The sequence below is a fragment of the Mycobacterium sp. genome (assembly GCF_049608025.1).
Classification (GTDB): Bacteria; Actinomycetota; Actinomycetes; order Mycobacteriales; family Mycobacteriaceae; genus Mycobacterium.
Genome location: NZ_JBMYXC010000065.1, coordinates 1 through 17,362 on the forward strand (window position 1 = coordinate 1; position 17,362 = coordinate 17,362).

Genomic DNA, 17,362 nt, shown 5'->3' on the forward strand with positions numbered 1-17,362 from the left:
GCGCGACGATCAAGCAGCGAGGGACGAGCAGCGTTGAGGAGCGCGACCGAAATGGCTAGAAGCGCGACGATCAAGCAGCGAGGGACGAGCAGCGTTGAGGAGCGCGACCGAAATGGCTAGAAGCGCGACGATCAAGCAGCGAGGGACGAGCAGCGTTGAGGAGCGCGACCGAAATGGTTAGGCGCACGACGCGTTATTCCCCCTACACCGGCGGTCCCGATCCGCTGGCGCCCCCGGTCGACTTGCGCGAGGCGCTCGAGGCGATCGGGCAGGATGTCATGGAAGGCACCTCTCCGCGTCGGGCTCTGTCGGAATTGCTCAGGCGCGGATCGCCGAACATGCCGGGCGCCGACAAACTGGCTGCAGAGGCCAATCGGCGCAGACGGGAGCTGTTGCAGCGCAACAACCTCGACGGCACCCTGGCTGACATCAAGGAACTGCTCGACGAAGCGGTGCTGGCCGAGCGCAAGGAGTTGGCGCGCGCTCTCGATGACGATGCCCGATTCGGGGAGTTGCAACTGGAATCCCTATCGCCGTCTCCGGCCAAGGCCGTTCAGGAGCTCTCCGAGTACGACTGGCGTTCGCAGGAGGCGCGCGAGAAGTACGAGCAGATCAGGGATTTGCTCGGCCGCGAGATGCTCGACCAGAGGTTCGCCGGCATGAAACAGGCGATGGAGAACGCCACCGACGAGGACCGCCAGCGGGTGAGCGACATGCTCGACGACCTCAATGACCTGCTCGACAAGCACGCCAGGGGTGAGGACTCGCCACAGGATTTTCAAGAGTTCATGGCCAAGCACGGTGAGTTCTTTCCCGAGAATCCGAAGAATATCGAAGAGTTGCTCGACTCGTTGGCCAACCGCGCCGCGGCTGCCCAGCGGTTCCGCAACAGCCTGTCCGAACAGCAGCGCGCGGAACTGGATGCGTTGGCACAGCAGGCGTTCGGGTCGCCATCGTTGATGAGCGCATTGAATCGCCTTGACGGTCACCTGCAGGCAGCGCGGCCGGGGGAGGATTGGACGGGCTCGCAGCGCTTCTCCGGGGGTGACCCGCTGGGTATGGGGGAGGGTGCGCAGGCGCTGGCCGATATCGCCGAACTCGAGCAGCTGGCCGAGCAGCTCTCGCAGAGCTATGCCGGGGCCACCATGGATGACGTTGATCTTGACATGCTGGCCCGCCAACTCGGGGACGAAGCCGCTCTCAACGCTCGCACCCTCGCCGAGATGGAGCGGGCGTTGATGAGCCAGGGCTTCCTGGATCGGGGATCAGACGGGCAGTGGCGACTGTCCCCCAAAGCGATGCGTCAACTCGGCCAGGCGGCATTACGTGATGTGGCGCAACAACTCTCGGGACGCCACGGTGAGCGTGACACCCGTCGGGCCGGTGCCGCGGGCGAGTTGACGGGTGCCACTCGACCCTGGCAGTTCGGCGACACCGAACCGTGGAACGTCACCCGCACCCTCACCAATTCGGTGGTGCGTGAGTCGGGGAGCCCCGCGGACGGTTTGAGCCCACACATCCGGATGAAGGTCGAGGACGTCGAGATCTCCGAGACCGAGACTCGCACCCAGGCAGCGGTGGTGTTGTTGGTCGACACGTCCTTCTCGATGGTGATGGAGAACCGCTGGCTACCGATGAAGCGCACAGCGCTGGCGCTCAGTCACCTGGTCAGCACCCGATTTCGGTCGGACTCGCTACAGATCGTTGCTTTCGGCCGGTATGCCCGCACCGTGACCGCCACCGAGCTGACCGGAATGGAGGGCGCCTACGAGCAGGGCACCAACCTGCACCACGCGCTGGCGCTGGCCAGCCGGCATCTGCGGCGTCACCCCAACGCTCAACCGGTGGTCCTCGTCGTCACCGACGGCGAGCCGACTGCGCACCTGGAGGACTGGGACGGTACCGGGAGTTCGGTGTTTTTTGACTACCCGCCGCACCCTCGGACCATCGGGTACACAGTCAAGGGCTTCGACGAGATCGCCAGGCTGGGGGCGCAGGTGACGATCTTCCGGCTCGGCAGCGATCCCGGTCTGGCGCGATTCATCGACCAGGTTGCCCGCCGGGTCGGTGGGCGGGTGGTGGTGCCTGACCTGGACGGACTGGGTGCCGCGGTGGTCGGTGACTACCTGAGTGCCAAACGTCGCCGCTGAACAATCCGAAACGTCGCCGCTCGCCAAAACGCCCAGCTCAGGCGGTGTCGGTGCGCTTCCTGCGTTTCACATTGACACTGCCCCACACCGAGAAACCGCGAATCCGCACGCATGGCGCGCCGGGCGAACCTTCGCCGTCAACTTTCTGGTCGAAGCTTCCCATCACACCGACCCCCTTCAGATCGAGATTGATCTCGGGCGGTACGACGATGGTCTGCCCGCCCATGATCGAATATGAGCGGATTTCGACGTCAGGCGAGGTGAAGTCGGCGTAGCGCAGGTCGAGTACCCCGCCACCCCATAAGGCGAAAGTGGTCAACCGCCGGGGCACGTTCCAACGGCCCCGGCGTTCAAAGCCGGTCAGGATCGCCAGCAGTAACGTCGACGGCGCCGGATGGCACATTCCACCGCGACCCTGCGTGACTGCTCCGGGAAGATCGGCCGACAGCCGGTCGAGTTCGTCGTAGGTTTGCGCAGCGTAAGCCCTGGTCAGCCGATCCTCGTACTCATTGAGTTGCAGCGTGCCCGACGCCGCGGCATCAGACAGTAGTTGCGCAATCTGAATTCGGTCGGTATCGGCGGCCTGCATCGAGCCGTGCCGCGACGCGGGGTCGTTCACTTCGGCCTTCTCATCCTTGCGCAAACGCACATCACCTACGAGCGTACGACGAACGTCGGCACAGGCAAGTGACTTGACGAAACCGTAAGTCTTATCCGGACACGGTGTAGGTCACCCGGCCCAGTTGGGGGGGCGCTTCTGCAGGAATGCCAGCATTCCCTCCCGCGCCTCGTCGGAGACGAACAGCGTCCCCGAGTGTCGAGTCAAGCGCTCTGCGTGGCGATCGAAGTCCTCCAAGATGGATGCCGTCGTCAGGGCCTTCGATTCGGCAAGGCCCTGCGGTGAACCCAGGGCGATCTCGGACGCCAACTTCGTGACGGTTGCCGCCACGTCATCGGAGGCGACGGTGATGAGCCCCATCTCGGCAGCCGCAGTGGTGCCGAACCTTTCGCCGGTGACGAAGTAGCGGCCAGCGGCGCGCGCCGTCATCTTCGGCAACAGAGTCAGCGAGATGATCGACGGTGCGACTCCGATGCGGGCCTCGCTGAGCGCGAAGGTGCTGGAATCCCCGGCAACGGCGATATCGCACGCGCCGACCAAGCCCAAGCCGCCGGCCCGGACGTGCCCGTCGATCGCCGCGATGACGGGCAGCGGTAACTCGAGGATCCTGCGCAGTAGGCGGGTCAATTCTCGCGCCCGTTCGGCGACCAGTTCGGCGGGATCCTGGGTCGCACCGTCCGTTGCTGCCTGGCTGAGATCAGCGCCGGCGCAGAACGTTCCGCCGGTGTGACCGAGAACGACAACCCGCACGCCCGGCTCTTCTGACGCCCAGGTGAATCCCTGGTGCAGCTGTTCGACCAGCGCAGTGGAAAGCGCATTGCGATTGCGCGGCGAATTCAGGGTGAGCCGGGCAATCGGGCCCTCGACGGTGAACTGGACCAGGGTGTCCATCAGTACGACCGCGGGAGGCCCAGGGACGTCTGCGCCACGAAGTTGAGGACCATCTCGCGGCTGACCGGTGCGATCCGTGCCAGCCGGGACGCGGTCAGGACTGAGGCGATGCCGTACTCCTTGGTCAGGCCGTTGCCCCCCAAACACTGAACCGCCTGGTCGACGGCACGCACCGACGCTTCGCCGGCGGCGTATTTCGCCATGTTCGCGGCTTCTGCCGAGCCTCCGTCGTCGCCTAGGTCATAGAGGCTGGCTGCCTTCTGCATCATCAACTTGGCCAGCTCGATCTCGATGTGGTTCTGCGCCAGCGGGTGCGAGAGCCCCTGATGCGCCCCGATGGGCGTCTTCCACACTTGACGGGTCTTTACGTAGTCGACCGCTTTGTCGATCGCGAAGCGGCCCATTCCGACCGCGCTGGCGGCGCCCATGATGCGCTCAGGGTTCAACCCCGCGAACAGCTGTGCGATCGCCGCATCCTCGGCGCCGACCAGCGCATCTGCGGGCAGCCGCACCTCATCCATGAATACCTGAAACTGAAACTCAGGGCTGACGATCTCCATCGGGATCTTGGTGAACGTGAAACCCGGTGTGTCGGTGGGCACTACGAACAGTGCGGGGCGCAACGATTCGGACTTCGCTGCTCCATTCGATTGGACAGCTCGGCTGACAACGAGCACCGCCTGCGCCTGGTCAACCCCGGAGATGTAGACCTTCTGCCCGGAGAGAATCCAGTCGCTGCCGTCACGGCGCGCGGTCGTGGTGATCTTGTGGGAGTTCGACCCGGCATCGGGCTCGGTGATGGCGAACGCCATGGTGATCGAGCCATCGGCGATTCCGGGGACCCAGCGTTTCTTCTGCTCCTCGGTGCCAAACTTCGAAATGATGGTGCCATTGATGGCCGGGGACACCACCATCATGAGCAACGCTGAGCCACCAGCGGCCATCTCCTCCATCACCAGGCTCAACTCGTACATACCTGCCCCGCCACCGCCATACTCCAAGGGCAAGTTCACCCCGATGAAGCCGAGCTTTCCTGCCTCGGTCCACAATTCATCGGTGTGCTGTCCCGCGCGGGCCTTCTCCAGGTAGTAGTCCTGTCCGTAGTTGGCGGTCATTGCGGCCACCGCCTTGCGCAGCGCTCGCTGTTCCTCGGTCTCGACAAAGCCGTTGAGCATTGGTGTCCTTCTCCTAATCGGTCACGTGATCCGGTTGGCTGTCCGCGTCATCCACTCGGGCGAGGATGGCGCCGACCTCGACCTGGCGGCCGGGTTCGACGTTGAGTTCGACGAGCACACCGTCTGCCGGCGCGGTGATGGTGTGCTCCATCTTCATCGCCTCCAGCCAGATCAACGGCTGCCCAGCGGTCACCGCGTCGCCGACCGCGGCTCCCACCCGCAGAACCGATCCCGGCATCGGCGCAAGCAGTGAACCGTGAGCGAGTGCGTTGTCGGGGTCCGGAAATCGGGGTAGCGCGTCGAGGTGCACTGCGCCGCCGGGGAAATCGACGAAAACCTGCTGAGAACCGTTTCCGGTGTAGCGCGCAACGTCGAACGGGTGATCCACCCCAGCGACCGTGAGGACGACGTGTGCGGGTGTGGCAGAGGTCAACGTGATCTCATCATGATCTGCGATATGCACACCGGCGCGGGTGAAGCGGTACCGAACCTCATGGCTCTCACCGTTGGCGTCTTGGTAACACTTGGTTTGATATCCCGACGGGAGATTGCGCCACCCGCTGGGCACACCGCCGAAAACTGTTGCAGTGCTGCGGTTGTACGCTGCATCTGCCAGTGCCGCCGCGACGGCGGCCAGTTCTGGTGCGCGGCTGTCTCCGCTGGGGGCGGCGAGCGCTGGAAGACCGTGGGTGTCGAAGAACGCTGTGTCGGTCGATCCATCGAGGAAGGCCGGGTGGCGCAGCACATTGACGAGCAGGTCGCGGTTGGTGCTGACGCCGTGGATTCGGGCCCGGGCGAGGGCGTCGGCGAGCAAGCCGGCGGCCTGCCGCCGCGTCGCTGCGTAGGAGATGACCTTGGCGATCATCGGGTCGTAGAAGACCGAGATCACCGATCCGTCAGCTATGCCCGAGTCCAGACGCACTCCGCTTTTGTTGATGGGGCCGAACTCCACGGCCGCGTTCGGCACACTGAAGTGGTGCACCTCCCCGGCCTGCGGTTGCCAGTTCTTGGCCGGATTCTCGGCGTACAACCTGGCTTCGATCGATGAGCCCCGTGGGGGCGGTGGTGCGGAGCCCAGTGGCGCGCCGTCGGCGACCGACAGCTGCAGTTCGACGAGGTCCACTCCGGAAGTGAGCTCGGTGACTGGGTGCTCCACCTGCAGGCGCGTGTTCATCTCGAGGAAGTAGAACTCGCCGGCGGAATCAGCGTCTCGGGAGGCCATGAACTCGACCGTCCCGGCGCCGGTATATCCGATCGCCGTCGCTGCCAGCTTCGCGGCCTCCAAGAGCTTGTCCCGCATGCCCGCGGTCCGTTCGACCAGAGGCGACGGAGCCTCTTCGATGATCTTCTGGTGGCGGCGCTGAATCGAGCACTCCCGCTCGCCGACCGCCCAGACGATGCCGTGGGTGTCGGCCATCACCTGGACTTCGACGTGGTGGCCGGCCTCGAGGTAGCGCTCGCAGAAGACGGTCGGATCGCCGAACGCAGACTGGGCCTCGCGGCGCGCACCCTCCACCTGCGTGGGCAGGTCGTTGAGGTCGCGCACCACTCGCATGCCGCGGCCGCCGCCGCCGGCTGATGCCTTGATCAGGACGGGCAGCATGGCTGCGGTCACGGTGTTCGGATCGAGCTCGTCGAGCACCGGCACGCCCGCAGCAGCCATGATCTTCTTCGCCTCGATCTTGGAACCCATCGCTGCCACGGCGGCTACCGGCGGTCCGATCCAGGTCAGGCCCGCATCTTGCACGGCGGCGGCGAACTCGGGGTTCTCCGAGAGGAATCCGTAGCCGGGATGGATGGCGTCGGCGTCGGCCGCGAGGGCAGCGGCGATCAGCTGGGCAGAATCAAGATAACCGCGGGTGCCGTCGAGACGTACCCGGGCATCGGCCTCGGCGACGTGGGGGGCCTCGGCGTCGGGATCTGTGTAGACCGCAACGGTGCCGATGCCCAAGCGCCGACAGGTGGCGAACACCCGGCGGGCGATCTCGCCGCGGTTGGCCACGAGAACTCGAGTAATCATGTCTTTCTCCCAGCGAATTCGGCGTGGTTTCGTTCGCTCACCGACGAAAAGCACGCCGAAATCGCGGACACGAGCGGCCTCACATCCGGAAGACGCCGAAGTTCGACGTCCCCTCTATCGGACCATTGGCGATGGCGGACAGGCACATTCCCAGTACGGTCCGGGTGTCGCGTGGGTCGATGACGCCGTCGTCGTAGAGCATGCCCGAGAGCACCATCGGCAGCGACTCGGCGTCGATCTGCCCCTCGATGGCGGCACGCATGGCTGCATCCGCGGCGTCGTCAACCTGTTGCCCCCGGGCTTCAGTGGCGGCGCGGTTGACGATCGACAACACACCGGCCAATTGCGCGCCACCCATCACCGCGGACTTGGCGCTCGGCCACGCGAACAGGAAACGAGGATCGAAGGCTCGGCCGCACATGCCGTAGTGGCCGGCGCCGTAGGATGCGCCGATCAGGAGCGAGATGTGCGGCACGGTCGAGTTCGACACTGCGTTGATCATCATGGACCCGTGCTTGATCATCCCGCCTTCCTCGTAGTCCTTGCCCACCATGTATCCGGTGGTGTTGTGCAGGAACAACAATGGCGTGTGCGATCGGTTGGCCAACTGGATGAATTGGGTGGCCTTCTGGGACTCCTCGCTGAACAACACGCCCCTCGCGTTGGCCAGAATGCCGAGTGGGTACCCGTGCAGTGTCACCCAACCGGTCACCAACGATCCGCCGTAGAGTGGCTTGAACTCGTCGAACTCCGAACCGTCGGCAACGCGCGCGATGACCTCTCGTGGATCGAACGGGATCCGTAGGTCCGGCGGTACGACGCCGATCAGTTCGTTCTCATCGAACAACGGTGCGCGCACGCGCCCCGGCTGTGGACCTTGCCTATGCCAATTCAGCCGGGCAACGATTCTGCGCCCGATACGAATGGCATCGAGCTCGTCGATGGCAAAGTAGTCGGCCAGACCCGAAGTCCGAGAGTGCATCTCGGCACCCCCGAGCGATTCATCGTCGGATTCCTCGCCGGTGGCCATCTTCACCAAGGGGGGCCCCGCCAGGAACACCTTCGAGCGTTCCTTGACCATCACCACGTGATCCGACATCCCGGGTATGTATGCCCCGCCTGCGGTGGAGTTGCCGAACACCAGCGCGACGGTCGGGATGCCCGCCGCCGACAGCCGGGTGAGGTCGCGGAACATCTGCCCACCGGGGATGAAGATCTCCTTCTGGGTGGGCAGATCGGCACCGCCGGACTCCACCAGGGAGATCACCGGAAGCCGATTCTCGCGGGCGATCTGATTGGCCCGCAGGATCTTGCGCAGCGTCCACGGGTTGCTGGTGCCGCCCTTGACCGTCGGGTCATTGGCGACAATCAGGCATTGCACCCCGCTGACTGCACCGATTCCTACGACGACGCTGGCGCCGACAGTGAAGTTGGTGCCCCAGGCGGCAAGGGGACTGAGTTCCAGGAAGGGCGAATCCGGGTCGAGCAGTGCCTCCACCCGTTCGCGCGCCGTCATCTTGCCGCGGGCGTGGTGTCGCGACACATACTTCTCGCCGCCGCCCGCCAGAGCCTTGGCATGTTCGGCCTCAAACTCGGCGAGCTTGCCCGCCATGGTGTCGGCAGCCTCGGTGTAGCCGGGGGAGCGGGTGTCGAGAACCGATCGCAGTGTCATGACTGGTATCCGAGCGTCTTGGCGGCCAGCGTGGTCAGGATCTCGGTGGTGCCGCCGCCGATGCCGAGGATTCGCATGTCACGGTATTGGCGTTCGACTTCTGACTCGGCCATGTAACCCATGCCGCCGAACAACTGGACCGCCTGGTTGGCCACCCACTCACCGGCTTCGACTGCAGTGTTTTTGGCGAAGCAGACCTCAGTGATGAGGTTGCTCTCGCCGGAAAGCTCACGCTCGACGATGTTGTGAGTGTAGACGCGGGCCACGTCGATGCGCCGCGCCATCTCGGCCAACGTGTTCTGTACAGGCTGGCGGGCGATGAGCGGCTTGCCGAAGGTCTCGCGATTCCGGCACCAGTCCAGGGTGAGGACCAGACAGCGCTGCGCGCTCGAATACGCCTGCGCCGCAAGCCCCACACGTTCGGAGACGAACGCCGCGGCAATCTGCAGGAAACCGGTGTTCTCGGCGCCAATCAGGTTGGCGGCGGGCACCCGAACGTCGGTGTAGGACAGCTCCGCGGTATCCGATGAGCGCCAGCCCATCTTGTCCAGCTTGCGGCTGACCTCGAATCCCGGTGTGCCTTTGTCCACCGCGATCAGCGAGACGCCCCCGGCCCCGGCGCCCCCGGTGCGCACCGCGGTGACGACGTAGTCGGCCCGCACCCCCGAGGTGATGTAGGTCTTGGCGCCGTTGAGGATGTAAGAGTCGCCATCTCGATCAGCGCGCGTTGTGAGGTGGCCGACGTCGGAGCCCCCGCCGGGTTCGGTGATCGCCAACGCCCCGATCTTCTCTCCTTGCAGTGTTGGCCGCACGTAGGTGTCAATGAGTCGTTGGTCCTCCGAAGCGACCATGTGGGGTACGGCGATGCCACAGGTGAACAGCGAAGCGAACACGCCGCCGGGGGCCCCCGACTGGTGCATTTCCTCGCAGATGACCACCGCGTCGGCCCCGTCGCCGCCCCCGCCGCCGACCGACTCGGGAAATCCCGCACCGAGCAATCCGGCTGCGGCCGCCTTGCGATGCAGGTCGCGGGGCAGCTCTCCGGCTTTCTCCCACTCGTCAGCGTAGGGCAGCACCTCGCGGTCGGCGAATGCGCGCACCGTCTTTCGCAGCGCGCTTCGCTCGGGTGTCGTCCAGATATTCATGAGAGGAGTTCCTCCGGTATGTCGATGAGGCGACTGCGCAGCCACTCGCCCAGTCCTTTGGCTTGCGGATCGAACCTCGCCTGGTAAGCCACGCCCTTGCCGAGGATGTCATCGATCACGAAGTTGACGGCACGCAGTTTGGGCAGGACATGTCGGGTGACGGGAAGATCAGCTGTTTCAGGCAGCAGCTCACGTAGCTTCGCAACGGTCAGAGTGTGTGCCAGCCATCGCCACTGATCGTCAGCCGTGCTTCCCGTCGCTCCGCTCGCCCGGGTGTCTTCTCCCGTCGCTCCGCTCGCCCGGGTGTCTTCTCCCGTCGCTCCGCTCGCCCGGGCGCGGATCCACACGCCGATGTTGGCGCTGCCGCCCTTGTCTCCGCTGCGCGCCCCCGCGATGGTGCCCAGCGGTACCCGCCGCGTCGGGCCGGCCGGAAGGGGTTTGGGCAGGCCGTTGATGGACACCGAGTCCAGTTCCATCGTCTGGCCGGCGGGCGAAATGACCTTGCGGGTGCCGTCGGGATGCACCGCGATGTGGTCGACCTGATCGGCGGGGAGGTAGGCCGCGGTGAACACACCGTATACCTGACCGTCGCCGGGCGGCGTCGTGCTGGTGAAGCCGGGATAGCTGGCCAGCGCCAATTGGACTGCAGCCGAGGAGAACTGACGCCCTACCGTGCTGGGGTCGGAATCGCGCGCCACGCATCGGAGCAACGCGCTGGCCGCCTGTTCGGTGTCGGCGTCGGGATGGTCGGTGCGGGCCAGCGTCCATTCCAGCTCTGACGGCGTGACGGTCAGGCTCGCCTCGAGTTGCCGGCGCACCAGTTCGGCCTTGGCCTCGATGTCCAGCCCGGTGAGGATGAAGGTCATCTCGTTGCGGAAACCGCCGATGCTGTTCAGCGACACCTTCAGTGTGGGCGGGGGCGGCTCGCCGATGACCCCGAAGACCCGCACCCGATCCGAACCTTCCTCCGACAACTCGATCGAGTCCACCCGAAGGGTCGCATCAGGATTGGCATAGCGGGCGCCCGAGATTTCGTAGAGCAACTGCGCGGTCACGGTATCGCTGGTCACCGCACCATCCGTCCCCGGATGCTTGGTGATCACCGAGGATCCATCTGCGTTGATCTCGGCGATCGGAAACCCTGGATGCATCAAGGCCGTCAGATCGGGGAAATCGCGAGTGAAGAAGGAGTAGTTCCCGCCGGTGGCCTGGGTGCCGCATTCGATGATGTGTCCTGCCGCGATCGCTCCGGCGATCGCGGTGTGGTCGTCCCGGCTCCAACCGAAGTGTGCCGCCGCAGGACCCACGATGACCGATGCGTCGGTGACCCGACCGGTGACGACGATGTCGGCACCGGAGCCGAGACAGTCGACTATGCCCCAGGCGCCCAGATACACGTTGGCTGTCAGAGGCGGGCCCGCAAAACCGAACTCGTCGGCCCGCGCCAGCACGTCATCGCCTTCGACGTGGGCGACAGAGACCCCGATGCCGAGTTTGTCGGCCAACGCGCGGACCGCCGCTGCCAGCCCTGCCGGGTTCAGGCCGCCGGCATTGGTGACGATCCGGACGCCCCGGTCGCTGGCGATGCCCAGGCATTCCTCGAGTTGGCGCAGGAACGTCTTCGCGTAGCCCTTGTCCGGGTTTTTCATCCGGTCCCGGCCCAGGATGAGCATCGTCAGCTCCGCCAGGTAGTCGCCGGTCAGGTAGTCGAGCTCGCCACCGGTCAGCATCTCGCGCATGGCGGAGAGGCGATCCCCGTAGAAGCCCGAGCAGTTTCCGATGCGGACCGGGGTGCGTGTCGAATCGATACCCGAGGACGTCACTGGCGCTCCTGTCGTCGTCGAACCGTCGACCAACCAACCGGTAGGTTACTGGGTACCGTCGGTACTGAGTCAAGTCCCCGACCTGTAGGTAGCCGGCACGGTCGAATAACCGCGATGCTCGCGATCATCCGCCCGAGGGGTTCCCGGCCCTGCGCTGTGACCGGTGGAGTTTTGAACCCGTGCAGCTCACCGGCTATCCTGAACAGCAATTGTCGGCGCCAGGTAGGTCCACAGCTGGCGGGCAGTGCTAACACGCATTACCACCCCAGGATTACCACCCCAATAGATGGAGAGCTCGATCATGGCTGTGCCCAAGCGCAGGATGTCGCGTGCGAACACCCGCAGCAGGCGCGCGCAGTGGAAGGCGACCCGCACCGAACTTGTCGGCGTCACCGTCGCGGGTCAGCACCACAAGGTCCCGCGCCGGCTGCTCAAGGCCGCGCGGCTCGGACTGATCGACCTCGACCGCCGCTAATTTGCAGGAAGTGACCGCCTCCCCGGCGCGCCTCTCAGGTCACTCTCAGACACGGGGTCGACACTGTGTCAGTGCGCATACTTGTCGTTGACGACGATCGCGCGGTGCGCGAATCCCTACGACGGTCCCTCTCCTTCAACGGTTACTCGGTTGAGTTGGCCCAGGACGGCCGGGAAGCTCTCGATCTGATCGACAGCAGCCGACCAGACGCCCTGGTGCTCGATGTCATGATGCCGAGGTTGGACGGGCTCGAGGTCTGTCGCCAGCTAAGGAGCACCGGCGACGACCTCCCAATCCTGGTTCTGACCGCGCGCGACTCGGTGTCCGAACGGGTCGCCGGCCTGGACGCGGGAGCCGACGACTACCTGCCCAAGCCGTTCGCATTGGAAGAACTGCTGGCGCGGATGCGCGCACTGCTGCGTCGCACCAATCCCGAAGACGGAAACGAATCGGCGGCGATGAGCTTTTCGGATCTGTCGCTGGATCCGGTCACCCGGGAGGTCACCCGCGGCGACCGGCCGATCAGTCTCACCCGCACCGAGTTCTCGCTGCTCGAGATGCTGATCGCCAACCCGCGCCGGGTCCTGACCCGCAGCCGGATCCTCGAGGAGGTGTGGGGCTTCGACTTCCCGACGTCGGGAAACGCACTCGAGGTCTATGTCGGCTACCTGCGGCGTAAGACCGAGGCCGAAGGCGAGCCGCGGCTGATCCACACCGTGCGAGGGGTGGGTTACGTGCTGCGCGAGACACCGCCCTGATGGGTATGCAGCAGCCCGGCCCGGGGTCGGGCCACCCGACGCCCGCACCGCAGACGGTCAGTTCGGTGTCACTGCGGTGGCGCGTGATGTTGCTGGCTATGTCGATGGTGGCGATGGTCGTGGTGTTGATGGGCGTGGCCGTCTACGCGGTCGTGTCTCGAGCGCTCTACGACGATATCGACACTCAACTGCGCAGCCGCTCCGAGTTGCTCATCGAGAGCGGATCGTTGGCAGCCGATCCCGGCAAGGCCATCGAGGGCACCGCCTACTCCGAGGTCAACGCCATGCTGTTCACTCCCCGGGCGATCTACACCGCCAACCAACGGGGGCAGACGTTGCCACTCGGCGGGCCCGAGAAGGACGTCATCCAGGGCAAATTACTGATGTCCCTGCGCACGGTCAGCCACCAGCGAGTGCTCGCTTTGCACCTCAGCAATGGCAGCGCGCTGCTGATCTCCAAGAGCCTCAAACCGACCGGGCAGGTACTCAAACGGTTAGGCACGGTTCTACTCCTGGTTGGCGGTATAGGAGTGGTCGTGGCCGCCATCTCCGGTGGAATGGTGGCGCGCGCCGGACTGCGTCCGGTGGCCCGGCTCACCGAGGCTGCCGAGCGGGTCGCTCGAACCGATGACCTGCGTCCGATCCCGGTGCATGGCAGCGATGAACTCGCCCGCCTCACCGAGGCCTTCAACATGATGCTGCGGGCGTTGGCCGAATCCCGTGAGCGGCAGGCGCGGTTGGTCACCGATGCCGGGCACGAGTTGCGCACACCCTTGACCTCGTTGCGCACCAATGTGGAGCTTCTGATGGCATCCATGGCGCCGGGTGCGCCACGCCTGCCCGAAGAGGAGATGTCCGGGCTCCGGGCCGATGTCATCGCCCAGATCGAGGAATTGTCGACACTGGTTGGCGATCTGGTTGACCTCACCCGTGAGGAGGCCGGCGGCGTCATCCACGAGACGGTCGAGTTGGCTGAGGTCATCGATAGGTCGCTGGAGCGAGTTCGCAGGCGTCGCAATGACATCGAGTTCGACCTATCGGTCACACCGTGGCAGGTGTACGGCGATGGGGCCGGTATCGCCCGCGCGGTGCTCAACCTTCTGGACAACGCCGCTAAATGGAGTCCCCCCGACGGCCGGGTCGAGGTCAGGCTCGCCCCAGTCGACGCTATCCACGCGGAGCTGGTGGTATCCGATTACGGCCCCGGAATCCCCGCGCAGGAAAGGGGTCTCGTCTTCGAACGGTTCTTCAGGTCAACCGCAGCAAGAGCGATGCCCGGCTCAGGTCTGGGTCTTGCGATCGTCAAACAGGTGGTACTCAAGCACGGCGGCACTCTGCAAGTCCGCGAGACGGTACCCGGTGGCCAGCCCCCCGGTACGTCGATGCATGTGGTGCTGCCGGGCCGTCCTTCCGCTGCACCCGCCGATGAGGACGAGGCGGTGCGAGAAGTCGCGACACACGGGTCCTGATCGCTGCGGTGAGCTCACTCACAGGCGAGGATGGTGGTACGGCTCCTGGGGTGCCCGAACAGTGCCGATGTTATCGCTTTGTCAGTTGACCTCTAAGGGGATTCTCAGCACATTTGGGCATTCTGGGGGCTCGTCCTTCGTTGATCCAGGCGACGGAACTTATCCAGGAAGAGCATCGGAGCGACATTGACGAACCACCCGAGGTACTCGCCGACCCCGCCGACAGGTCGTCAATCCGGCAATCATGGACAGGTACCACCCGGTCCGCAACGGCCGGGCGGCTACGAGCAGCAGCCCTACGATTGGCGCTACGCGACAGAGCAACAGCGGCAAGCTTTTCGCGCGCACTACGACCCTTATCGAGGTGCTCCCATGCCGGCGCGGCCGGGCCAGTACCCGCGACCGGAGATGCCGGCGGTTCCCCAGCCCCAGCGACGCTCCCGCGGCGCGGGGGTGACGGCAGGCGCGGTCGCAATTGCGATCGTTTCAGCGGGTATCGGCGGCGGCGTCGCGATGCTGGCCCACCCCGACCACGGTGCCGGCGGGGCCAGCGCTTCCGGCGCAGCTCCCAGCATCCCGGCCGCCAGCGCGCCGGTCGGCTCTGTCGAACAGGTGGCGGCCAGGGTGCTGCCCAGCGTGGTGAAACTGGAAGTCGATATCGGACGACAATCTGAAGAGGGCTCCGGTGTGGTCCTGTCCACGGATGGATTGATCCTGACGAACAACCACGTGGTTGCCGGCGCTGCGGACGGTTCCGGTGGAGCTGATGGTCCCCGGACCAAGGTGACGCTCGCGAATGGCAGAACGACATCGTTCACCGTGGTTGGCACGGACCCCGGCAGCGATATTGCGGTGGTTCAGGCCAAGAACGTCACGGGCCTGACGCCGATCGCGGTGGGTTCGTCGGCGGATTTGCGGGTTGGCCAGGATGTGGTGGCTATTGGATCCCCGCTCGGACTTGAAGGCACGGTGACCACCGGCATCATCAGCGCGCTGAACCGTCCCGTGGCTGCCGGCGGTGACGCGAAGAATCAGAACACTGTTCTTGACGCCATTCAGACCGATGCGGCGATCAACCCGGGGAACTCCGGCGGTGCGCTGGTGAACATGAGTGGTGAACTCGTGGGTATCAACTCTGCGATCGCCACCATGGGCGCGGACGCGGGCGGACCACGGGGCGGGTCCATCGGTTTGGGCTTCGCGATCCCGGTGGACCAGGCCAAGCGGATCGCCGACGAGTTGATCCAGACGGGATCCGCTTCTCGGGCGTCGCTGGGTGTCCAGGTCGGCAATGAAGCGGGCGTGGACGGTGCCAAGATCGTCGAGGTCACCTCGGGAGGAGCCGCCGCGACTGCGGGTCTGCCAGATGGAGTCCTGGTCACCAAGCTCAACGACCGGGTGATCGACAGCGCTGACGCGTTGGTCGCGGCCGTGCGGTCGAAGGCGCCCGGCGAGACGGTGACATTGACTTACGTGGATTCCGCCGGCAAGCCGAAGACGGTGGAGGTCACGCTCGGTAAGGCTGGTCCGTGAAGCTGGTCGGCGCCCCGACGCGCCCGGACCTCAGAGTGGCTGCATTGATGTCCGAGCCGAGATATACGGTTGAGCGCATGGAACAGCCTCATGCGTTGACGGGCCGCGCGCTGGTGGTGGTAGTCGACGACCGCACTGCCCACGGCGACGGGGCGGACCACAGCGGACCTCTGGTCGCTGAACTGCTCGGCGAGGCGGGCTTCGTGGTCGACGGCGTTGTGGTGGTGTCCTCTGATGAGGTCGAGATCCGCAACGCGTTGAATACCGCTGTCATCGGCGGCGTCGACTTGGTGGTGTCCGTTGGGGGGACCGGGGTGGCGCCCCGGGACGTCACCCCCGAGTCGACCGTCGACCTCCTCGATAGGGAACTCTTGGGAATAGCCGAGGCGCTTCGGGGTTCGGGCCTGTCGGCAGGTATCGCCGACGCAGGACTCTCGCGTGGGCTTGCCGGTATCTCCGGCAGCACCCTCGTGGTGAATCTCGCCGGATCGCGTGCCGCGGTCCGCGACGGCATGGCGACCCTGGGGCCGCTGGCGGCCCAGATCATCGCGCAGCTCTCCAGCTTGGAGATCTGAGGATTTTGGCCTTCCACGGCTGTGCGTGTCCCTCAATGCACCGGGGGCTGGGCGCCGGTGTGCCGTCGCCGGCCCGTCGCGACGCAGCTGCCGCAAGGTTAACCGCAGGTGAACGGCCACTGGCCGTCGAATGTGATGTTCGCCACACTGAATTGCGCCGATGATGCGCCGTCCAAAGCGCCCCAAGAATGTGGTCGACGAAATCTTCGGAGATACCTTGCCGGAGATACCTTTTGACGAGCGCGACAGATCATCGCCGGAAGATGATGCCGGTCATGACCGGTGGCTGAATGAGAATGTTCCGCCCCACCACGACTGAACTGTGGTTTCGCCGTAACCTCCCAAAGCGCACCTGTAACGATGCCGGCTGCCGAAGCGAACACTCTGATGCGGGGCCAGAAACTGCGACGTTGTCCCATTAGGAGCACCCCGTCGTCGCTGTCAGGAGTGTGGTGTGCGCGCTGAGCGACGTCAGCAAACTGCGCTAACCTTGCCCTCTGATAGTCGGCAGCGTGCGTTCGCGTTGCCGGTACGGTGCGTCCCCGTTATGTTCCTCATGGCAACGATGAGCGAAACGTAAGGCCGACGGGTGGTTTTTTTAATTCCACTCACATGTTGGACTTGCGATGTGTGTGTTTTTCGACGGCTAGTCCAGGCATGAGCAACTAGGTACCCCCGCCCGGGGTTCCAGCTACAGATCTATAGATCTAGGGAGATCATGAAGGCAATCAGTCGGGTGCTGATCGCGATGGTTGCGGCCGTGGCGGCTGTGTTCGTGAGCACTGGTACCTCTCACGCAGGGCTGGATAATGAGCTGAGTCTGGTCGACGGTCAGGGGCGGACGCTGACCATTCAGCAGTGGGACACGCATTTGAACGGTGTGTTTCCCCTTGACCGCAACCGGTTGACTCGCGAGTGGTTCCATTCGGGCAAGGCCACTTACCTGGTGGATGGCGAGGGTGCCGACGATTTCGAGGGCACGATCGAGCTGGGTTATCAGGTGGGTTTCCCCTGGTCGTTGGGTGTGGGCATCAACTTCAGTTACACCACGCCCAAC

Annotated in this window: 14 protein-coding genes; 7 read left to right on the forward strand and 7 right to left on the reverse strand. The window is 65.0% G+C overall.

Features of this window, described 5'->3' with window-relative positions; all coding sequences use genetic code 11:
• Positions 1 to 173: 173 nt before the first annotated feature.
• Positions 174 to 2,150: a vWA domain-containing protein gene (locus ACPGXI_RS16040; protein ID WP_526654665.1), complete on the forward strand. Its 1,977-nt coding sequence runs from the start codon at positions 174 to 176 to the stop codon at positions 2,148 to 2,150.
• 37 nt (positions 2,151 to 2,187) lie between these two features.
• On the opposite strand, the gene ACPGXI_RS16045 is transcribed toward ACPGXI_RS16040, so the two are convergent.
• The 7 genes from ACPGXI_RS16045 to ACPGXI_RS16075 form a co-directional block, all read right to left on the reverse strand.
• Positions 2,188 to 2,739, reverse strand: coding sequence for a DUF1707 domain-containing protein (locus ACPGXI_RS16045; RefSeq protein ID WP_526654687.1), 552 nt, complete (start codon positions 2,737 to 2,739; stop codon positions 2,188 to 2,190).
• Positions 2,740 to 2,880: 141 nt separating this feature from the next.
• Positions 2,881 to 3,660 carry an enoyl-CoA hydratase family protein gene (locus ACPGXI_RS16050; protein ID WP_526654667.1) on the reverse strand — a complete coding sequence of 260 codons (780 nt, stop codon included), beginning with the start codon at positions 3,658 to 3,660 and terminating at the stop codon, positions 2,881 to 2,883.
• A complete protein-coding gene (locus tag ACPGXI_RS16055) occupies positions 3,660 to 4,835 on the reverse strand; it encodes an acyl-CoA dehydrogenase family protein (protein ID WP_526654669.1) in 1,176 nt (391 codons plus the stop codon). Before ACPGXI_RS16055 ends, ACPGXI_RS16050 begins: the two co-directional genes overlap by 1 nt.
• Positions 4,836 to 4,848: 13 nt before the next feature.
• Positions 4,849 to 6,855: an acetyl/propionyl/methylcrotonyl-CoA carboxylase subunit alpha gene (locus tag ACPGXI_RS16060; protein ID WP_526654671.1), complete on the reverse strand. Its 2,007-nt coding sequence runs from the start codon at positions 6,853 to 6,855 to the stop codon at positions 4,849 to 4,851.
• Positions 6,856 to 6,934: 79 nt separating this feature from the next.
• A complete protein-coding gene (locus ACPGXI_RS16065) occupies positions 6,935 to 8,527 on the reverse strand; it encodes an acyl-CoA carboxylase subunit beta (protein ID WP_526654673.1) in 1,593 nt (530 codons plus the stop codon).
• Positions 8,524 to 9,672 (reverse strand): acyl-CoA dehydrogenase family protein, encoded by a 1,149-nt coding sequence (locus tag ACPGXI_RS16070; protein ID WP_526654675.1) that lies wholly within the window; start codon positions 9,670 to 9,672, stop codon positions 8,524 to 8,526. The genes ACPGXI_RS16065 and ACPGXI_RS16070 overlap by 4 nt, the downstream gene beginning before the upstream one ends.
• Positions 9,669 to 11,411: an acyclic terpene utilization AtuA family protein gene (locus ACPGXI_RS16075; RefSeq protein ID WP_526654689.1), complete on the reverse strand. Its 1,743-nt coding sequence runs from the start codon at positions 11,409 to 11,411 to the stop codon at positions 9,669 to 9,671. The genes ACPGXI_RS16070 and ACPGXI_RS16075 overlap by 4 nt, the downstream gene beginning before the upstream one ends.
• A 385-nt stretch (positions 11,412 to 11,796) precedes the next feature.
• Between ACPGXI_RS16075 and rpmF the strand changes: the two genes are divergently transcribed.
• The 6 genes from rpmF to ACPGXI_RS16105 all read left to right on the forward strand — a co-directional run.
• Entirely contained in the window at positions 11,797 to 11,970 is a 174-nt protein-coding gene (gene rpmF / locus ACPGXI_RS16080; RefSeq protein WP_526654691.1) for a 50S ribosomal protein L32, read from the forward strand.
• A 71-nt stretch (positions 11,971 to 12,041) separates the two neighbouring features.
• Complete coding sequence (locus ACPGXI_RS16085) at positions 12,042 to 12,728, forward strand: response regulator transcription factor (protein ID WP_526654677.1); 687 nt, start codon at positions 12,042 to 12,044, stop codon at positions 12,726 to 12,728.
• Between the two features lie 5 nt (positions 12,729 to 12,733).
• Complete coding sequence (locus ACPGXI_RS16090) at positions 12,734 to 14,197, forward strand: HAMP domain-containing sensor histidine kinase (RefSeq protein WP_526654679.1); 1,464 nt, start codon at positions 12,734 to 12,736, stop codon at positions 14,195 to 14,197.
• Between the two features lie 186 nt (positions 14,198 to 14,383).
• On the forward strand, positions 14,384 to 15,730 hold the full coding sequence (locus ACPGXI_RS16095) for a S1C family serine protease (RefSeq protein ID WP_526654681.1): 1,347 nt from the start codon (positions 14,384 to 14,386) through the stop codon (positions 15,728 to 15,730).
• A 47-nt stretch (positions 15,731 to 15,777) separates the two neighbouring features.
• Complete coding sequence (locus ACPGXI_RS16100) at positions 15,778 to 16,305, forward strand: MogA/MoaB family molybdenum cofactor biosynthesis protein (RefSeq protein ID WP_526654683.1); 528 nt, start codon at positions 15,778 to 15,780, stop codon at positions 16,303 to 16,305.
• Between the two features lie 718 nt (positions 16,306 to 17,023).
• Positions 17,024 to 17,362: MspA family porin (locus ACPGXI_RS16105; protein ID WP_526654685.1), on the forward strand; the 339-nt coding region annotated here is incomplete at its 3' end.